Annotated in this window: 2 rRNA genes; both read left to right on the forward strand. The window is 46.5% G+C overall.

The features are described 5' to 3' along the window. Positions 1-103: ribosomal RNA gene (locus tag SM124_RS24010) — 16S ribosomal RNA — on the forward strand; the annotation flags it as partial. Between the two features lie 307 nt (positions 104-410). Then, positions 411-531 (forward strand): 23S ribosomal RNA (locus SM124_RS24015); the annotation flags it as partial.

Consider the following 531-nt stretch of genomic DNA (forward strand, 5'->3'; position numbering starts at 1 on the left):
TGGGGTAACCGTAAGGAGCCAGCCGCCTAAGGTGGGACAGATGATTGGGGTGAAGTCGTAACAAGGTAGCCGTATCGGAAGGTGCGGCTGGATCACCTCCTTTCTAAGGATTTTTACAAGAACGTGACGATATGATTTGTTCAGTTTTGAGAGAGCAATTCTCTCTATGAAATAGTTGTTCCTTGAAAACTAGATAATGATTTGAAGAAGGCAAAAAGAAAAGCGTAGGCGACTGTTCAACTTCGACAGACGTTGGAGAGCCGACCATGCAAATCCTGGTTTTGGATTTGTGGGGGCGGATCGAAACGGCCGAGAAGTTAGGAGCCGAAGCTGGACAAAGAATGACCGAGTAATCGCCATCTGAAAGATTTTCTCTAATATTTTTTACGGAAACATCGTTTCCGAAATTAGGTTAAGTTAGAAAGGGCGCACGGTGGATGCCTTGGCACTAGGAGCCGATGAAGGACGGGACTAACACCGATATGCTTCGGGGAGCTGTAAGTAAGCTTTGATCCGGAGATTTCCGAATGG

This window comes from Robertmurraya mangrovi, from assembly GCF_034427655.1.
GTDB lineage: Bacteria > Bacillota > Bacilli > Bacillales > Cytobacillaceae > Robertmurraya_A > Robertmurraya_A mangrovi.